Annotated in this window: 3 protein-coding genes and 1 pseudogene; 1 reads left to right on the top strand and 3 read right to left on the bottom strand. The window is 34.2% G+C overall.

Annotation, left to right across the window (positions count from 1 at the left end; all coding sequences use genetic code 11):
* The 3 genes and pseudogenes from AB6E30_RS22200 to AB6E30_RS22190 form a co-directional block, all read right to left on the bottom strand.
* Positions 1 to 791 (bottom strand): annotated as a pseudogene (locus AB6E30_RS22200) (response regulator); the annotation flags it as partial.
* The gene (locus AB6E30_RS22195; RefSeq protein ID WP_102546254.1) at positions 788 to 1,246 is read right to left on the bottom strand and encodes a response regulator; all 459 of its coding nucleotides are present in this window, start codon (positions 1,244 to 1,246) and stop codon (positions 788 to 790) included. The pseudogene AB6E30_RS22200 and the gene AB6E30_RS22195, both read right to left, overlap by 4 nt.
* Positions 1,239 to 4,535 (bottom strand): hypothetical protein, encoded by a 3,297-nt coding sequence (locus tag AB6E30_RS22190; RefSeq protein ID WP_372105287.1) that lies wholly within the window; start codon positions 4,533 to 4,535, stop codon positions 1,239 to 1,241. The genes AB6E30_RS22195 and AB6E30_RS22190 overlap by 8 nt, the downstream gene beginning before the upstream one ends.
* A gap of 992 nt (positions 4,536 to 5,527) precedes the next feature.
* Here AB6E30_RS22190 and AB6E30_RS22185 point away from each other — a divergent pair.
* On the top strand, positions 5,528 to 7,155 hold a 1,628-nt coding region (locus tag AB6E30_RS22185; RefSeq protein ID WP_372105285.1), incomplete at its 3' end, for a recombinase family protein.

Here is a 7,155-nt window from a genome sequence, read left to right as displayed (position 1 = left end):
GGATCAAGTGATCGGAATAAACCGAAACGAGCGATCGCAATCACCGAAATACGCATTATACTATGACCTTCCTTCAAAAGCTGCTCTATTGCATTGACAACTATATAAGTACCGAAGCTATGACAAAAGATAATGATTTTCTTGTTGTCATCAGACAATTTTAGTAAAGCTTTCTTAAATCGAGATATTTGAATATTTCTTAAGAATGGAATAAGAAAAGAAATGACCGTAAAATAACCAAATTTATAAGACTCAAAGTTAACTGAATCCACTTTGGACATAACGGCTTTCTTCAGTTTTTCTTGCCAACAACCTCTAGTCCTAATACCGTGAACCGTGATGCAAGTAACGCCTTTATCACTAGCATAGCGTGATAGCTTTTTCTGTCCTTCAAAATCTATACAGTTGAGTATCTTTGCTTTCCAGTCATTATTTCTATGCGATGCTTCAATTATAACTTCGCAGTGTTCATCAAAGCTTGTTCTAAATGCTGAGATATCGTCTACGTGAGCGGTTATTCCAACAATCTTATCTGGCTTTTTAAAGGTAGGTCGTTTCTTTATTTGTTTAAGTAATTCTAAACCAATCTGAGGGCTTGGCGACTCATTTCGTCGTGGTAATACGACATCAAGAATCAACAAATCAAAATGCATGTTTCTCAATTTTCTCTTAGCACAATCACCTGAATGACTGAAATATATATCGCCTTCGCTTATATGAGTAGAATTTGATATCAAATCTATTATTTCCGAGCATCTAGACTTATTATCATCAACGATTAAAACTTTCACTTAATTGCTTCTCTTATAGAATTACTTAAATATTCTTTCCATTCACTTTGGCTGTTGCTATACAAAATAAAGCCAAAACAGTCATCTAAATAGTCACTCAGTAGCTCATTTTTTAAGTCTGTAAATGAGTATGAATTAACGCTATCACTAAAGTTTTTGTATTGTGTAACAAAGATAAACTTAGATTCGATCTTTCGTCTAACTATCTTTCTTGCTAACTCCTTGCCACCAAAAGCTCGGAATGTTCCACCTGACTCAGATTCACTCTTATCAAACGTAGGTAAACTCATATCAAGTAAAACTAGATCGTAATGTTTTTTGGTCATAGCCTTCCAAGCTGAAGTGAATGAATAGCACTCACTTACTTCAACATCAGGAAAATCTGCTGTTAATAATTCTACAATACGTTTTCTTTTATATTCATTATCTTCTACTACTAAGATTCTTTTAGTCATATGTAACCTCAACACAAAACTTATCGGGCTCGATGAATGGGACTAGGTTGTATCTATTTGATACTACCCGTAAACCATGCAAAGATTTATATAAACCGGAGCCACCTTCGTTTGTAAGCAAGTCGTTTTTGCTCATATCCCTCAAATCACAAACAATCTCACTCAACAGACCATCACTAAGTTTTTCGTAGGTCCCTTCGCAGATTTCATTTTTGATGCAGAGTCTAAACCCTTCCTCATGTAACTCAGATATATGAACATACACTTCGCTAGAACGAGATGAATACTTATAACTGTTGTTAAAGCAGTTAATTAACATAAACACTATGGCATAAAGATGTTCGCCGCGGACTGTGATCGTTGATTCAGTTTCATTAATCACTTCTATCTTGATATCACAGTTGTTTATCTGGTTAAAACACCGCTCTGATAATAAAATTGCTTGACGAATTTCAAAAGAGCTAAAACCTAAATCTTTCTTAAAAGAAAACCACTCACAAACTGTTCTTATATCTTCTTTTACCTCAGTATTTGCGACTCGAATTTCAGAAAGCAAATCGCTCATTGATGTACGTCTCTTTCCATCGGTTATATCATCAATAAGAACAGAAAAAAGTTCGTCGATTTTGTTTATCAAGGTTTCATTGAGCTTTCTTTTTACCCTAGTTAAACACACAGTCAATTTCTTATGAAATACTGAAAAAATATAGTTGGCTACATTATCGGCAGAGTTCTTATTCTGGTCAATAAACTTCTTTATCAACTCAAATTCATCTAGAGTTATTGAAAAACTGAATAATCGCTCTTCGTCATCACCATTTAAAGAAACCTTCATCCACTGTTCAGCATTTTCGATAAGATTATTAAAATCGTGGCTAAACTTGACTAGTATTTCATCAATATCGTTCGTAATAGTACTACTTATCATACTATAGTATTCTAACCAATATGAGTTTGAACTATACTTTCCATCATCACCAAGTTCAGTTAATAACTTTCTATTTTGTAACTTAGAGCATAATAAGTTGCCAAAAAAACCATGTCTAATCTCGGAGCTCAAATTCTTGTCTAGACCCACTTCTGGATTGTTCATGAACTCTATCAACAGTAGATTTATCAACCTTGTGACTGATTCGTTTTTACTTCCTTTTGGAATTGTCATCGATTCGATTTTATAAAGAACGTCATCGCTATTGGACATAGCATTTATATCCGAATCATACTGAATCAACAAAGACTCAATATCAGACCTTTTCTTTTCCAATATATACTTGGTATCTACGAATATCTTTGAATCATTAAATTTCGCCGCACCACCTTCGATCAAAATATCATCAAAAATGTCCTTGCACTCTTTGTCTACCTCAGATTGAGTACAATATTTATATGCCACTAATTTGTTAAGGATATTAATTCTTTCGATATTAAGGTCATTATTATCGTCAAAGCATCCTAAGTATTCCATAACGTCTACTTTTGATATCGTTTTTAGTAAAAAAAAGGTCTTTTCATCCAATTCTTCACAAATTATTTCGCTCGGTCTTTCTAGATCTAAAGAGAGTATATATTCTTCGAAGACTTCATTTAGAATCTCACTATTATTATCTTTTGAAAACTCTCGATAAAAGTAGCTGCATATAACAGAATCCAATGTATATATGCAGTTTTCATCAATATACTTCGCTATAGACTCTAAAGGTAAACAAACATTAGCATTAGAGTTCTTTATTAACTCATTTGCGGCATAAACAATCAATCCATTCCAGTCAGTCAAAGAAAGCTTATTTTCAACATTCAGTTCAATAGCATCTTTTTTGATAGGAGCCAGACTGTAGAACTCATCTAAATATTTATCTTGGTCTTCATCACTGTCGATTAAAGCTTCTATGGCTCTTTTTTTCGATTTCAAGTGCAGAGGAGCATCGTCAGATAACTTTGTTACATAAAGATATGGCCTTTTGTGCAAGTTGTTTGCTAAGGGCGTTAAAGGAAGATTTAAAAACTTAGACTTCGTGATTATTTTTTCTTTCTTGTCTATATCAAAAAAGAATGGTGCTGATTTGTGTATGCTTATCAATAAATGATCAGAAACCTCAAAGCTTGAATACTTGATAGATAAATTTAATAGTGATAAAACTGAACGGTTAGCCTCACTCAATGAGTATATCGAGATCAATTGTAGAATAACCTCCTTGAGGAAAGTCGGTAATCCTTCAGGTTTTGATTTGGTATGAATATATGACTTTGCATATATGTTAACTTTAGTAATCAAAGTTTCAGATGTTTGCCAATTCCCTTCAACTAGATCAATAACGTCTTGATAGCGACCCTCAGAGTAGGCCACAACTTCTGGGTCACTCAGTTCCAAATCAACAGCGATTTCTTTTTCTTCTAAAGCGTTAAGAAGGTTTGATATTCTATTTGAGCCTATTTCGTCATTCAACACTCTAAATAATTTTATGAATTCATCGATATAAAATATTTCGCATTCATCATTTGTTAATGAATACGACGTGAGTTTGATCATTGATTCATATAGGTCAATAAGAGGAAGGAATTGTAGCCGTTTTATACTATATATAAGATCTACATCATCATAAATTGGGTATGGGAGAGACATAATTGAATGAAAAGCAGCTAGTTGTAATGCACCACCTTCGATAAATTCCTTGTTTGCTCTTCTAACCATGGATTCAATAATGAGATTAGAATCGTAACTCTGCGATTTCCATGCACATACCCTTACAATATCTTGGAATGATGAGTTAGCATTTTTTCTTTTTATTAGCTCTAGGTAACTATCAATCTTTTCATATTTCTTTGCAGCTGCGTATATAGAAAATCTTATATTAATAGACCAAATAGATTGACCGAGTTTTTCATCTAAATCGTTTAAAATATCTTCAATTTCATCATACATACCCTTAACAAAAAGAGATTCAACACGTTGTTGTGCATTCTGAAAATATTTAATATTATCTATCTGACTGACTATGATAACTCGATACAGCTGTATCGCTCTTTCTAACGTTAAGTCTTCATAGTTCAATATTTGTTTCGAAAATACGGCATCTAATGTTAATGGACTTTGATTGAGAAGAGAAAATATGTCTGGTTTTTCTAATAATATTTGCATTACTTGGTCAAAAAATTCTGTTTTCCCCTCAAATAGGTACTCATAAAAATTGTCAACAGTGGCCTTTTTTTTATTGCCAAATACAAACACCTTAGGGTTCAATATTGATTCTACAATTGAACGTATCCCGACTATTTTCTTTCTCTTCTTCAAGTTCGATCTCTCTGTACATACCTGATATACATCCAGTATCTCACTTTTCTCAAACACCAACAAACATTTGATGCATATAAGGAAATCTCTGTCGTGTTATTAGATAGTGAAAACCAAAAAATGAGACTCTTTCCACTATATCGGTAAGGTCATCCACCACCAAACCACAAAGCACCACCTACATACATCATGCTCTGTGTATAGGTCAATAACTTAACTAAGTTTTTAGACCGCAGAATCACCCTGTAAGTATCACCTATCCCTACTAGACCAGCAAAGCTACTAGACCCCTTAATCAACGGAAACTCATAACATAACGGCATTGTACGCTAATCGTATGCAGCGCGAGAGTGAGTGATTACACTATGTCACTTTATAGGCCTGAGCATTACCAAAAATGTTACGGGCACTAATAGTGCGGTACTATGATCTTTCCCAGTCAATACCTCGCAAGTAGAAAGGCACTACAGCTGTTTACATAACAAAAATTTATTCGGCACTTGATCACCATTAAGAATATTTTGTTATGTTAACAACATTTAATATGACTAATATTTCTATACACCTCTTCATTAAATTTAATTTTCATAGAACTTTTATTTAATATAGACAAGTTGTGCCACGATAATATTTAAACTATTTATATTAACTACGTGATAACAATGACCTTATTATTTATATTAAAAAACCTTTAGTGGCACAATTAGTAATTCCCTATCAAAGGCAAGCTAGATACCCCCTCAATTCATCTTTATTGATAATATTTAATTTCTCATATATTAGTTATATCTAGTGCTCAGTATCGTATCGAATGATTAATGAGGAATAATTATGATAATTAAATTCAGAATGAACCATATACATATGGAAATGTTTATCTCGAAAAACAAAAAGCTTCCTATCGAAGCCATTTTTAAGCTAATCAGCCAAAATATTGTATTAAAACCAAAATCTGGTAGTCAAATTTCATATAAAAAAGGGAGAAACAACATATGAATATCGCGGCTTACATTAGAGTATCTAGCCAATCTCAAGTCACTAGTGGGGACTCATTGGACGGACAACGTTTGTCGATAGAGTCTTGGGCAAACGACAATGGGCATACTGTAGTTGATTGGTACATAGATGAAGGAGTAAGTGCATATAACGGTGCAACCCGAAAAGAGTTTAACCGACTTTTGTCAAACATCAAAAATGACCAGTTAATTATAGATGCTGTAGTCGTTTATGCACTATCTAGGTTCAGCCGTACTCTGCTTGGTCAACAACAAGGAATTAAGCAGTTAAGAGATAAAAATATCAGCCTACTTTCCACTTCTGAACCGCTCCCTGAGGACCCTGATTCAAATGCCTTGATGCTCGCATTTGTTGGGTTAATTGACGAACAGAATAGCAGGCAAACAGCTAGAACTGTGTGCCATCGTCTAGCCGATACTGCAAGAAAAGGGTTCTTTACAGGTGGACCTATTCCTTTTGGTTATAAGTCTGTGGAAGTTCAAGGAGGTACCGCAGGTAAGAGAAAGAAGTTAGAGGTTGAGGGTGAAGAAGCTGAAATAGTAAAGACTATTTTTAAACTATCTTTAAATGGTACTAATGGGAAGCCATTTGGAATAAAGAAGATTGCTTCCCATCTAAATGATAGCGGTTTAACAATTCGAGGGAGAAGGTGGACGACCCAAACTATAAGTAAATTATTAAATAACACAGCATATTATGGAGATTACATATTCAACTCTAAGTCCGGTTCATTAGGAAAAACCGAGAAAATAATAGTAAAGATTCCTAGAGTAATAGATAAAAAATTATTTAATTCAGTGCAAAGTGGCTTGGCTTCAAGAGTTTTGAGTAACCGGAGTTCAAAATCATATCAGTCTAAAAGTCTTTTGACCGGCATTCTATCGTGTGGGGAGTGTAAATCAAGGTTAGTGCTAGTTAGTGGTAAAAGTGGTAAATATAAATACTACGCTTGCCATAACAAAATTAATAAAAGCGCAAAGTCTTGCAATTCCCGTTATATAGCCAAAGATGAACTTGAAAAGAAGATTATCGACATTTTCATGGCGAAAGTACTTACAAAGGAATCAATCGTGGATTGTAAAGACAAGCTAAGAAAAATAGCCAATGATCGGTCTAAAGATAACGGACATTCTATGTCATCGTTAAAAGCTAAAAAATCCAAACTAGAACTAGGCGTAAGGAGGTTTCTAGATGAGATATCAAACGGTAACGTATTCAACTCAAGTGTGTTAAATGAATACATCAACGAGCGGCAAACTGAGATAGACAATATAAATGCGAAGATTGGAAATCTCAAGAAGCATCAGGAAATCCCAGCTCTAAAGTTTAGCGATAATGCTATTGACGTTTTTATCGCTTCATCTAAGCAACTTATTGATAATGGTGATAGAGAGGCGATAAAACAGCTGCTATTGGCGACAATCGATAAAGTTGTTATCTATGGTACGAAAAAAAAACTTCAACTGATGGTGCCGACGCTGGCGCTAATACAACTAGTTTCAAAAACAAAAGGAGGAACTGATTTCTCAGTTCCTCCTTTCGTATCAAGGTGGTGGAGGGATAGGGATTTGAACCCTAGAACCGCTATTAACGGTTGCCGGTT

Origin of the sequence: Vibrio sp. 10N.247.311.12 (assembly GCF_041467515.1) — a bacterium.
In the GTDB taxonomy this organism is placed as follows: domain Bacteria; phylum Pseudomonadota; class Gammaproteobacteria; order Enterobacterales; family Vibrionaceae; genus Vibrio; species Vibrio crassostreae_C.
This window is presented reverse-complemented; position numbering and strand designations above follow the sequence as displayed.

Excerpts from the sequence above, each read along its gene's own strand:
- AB6E30_RS22195 (WP_102546254.1), bottom strand. The coding sequence starts at position 1,246 with ATGACTAAAAGAATCTTAGTAGTAGAAGATAATGAATATAAAAGAAAA.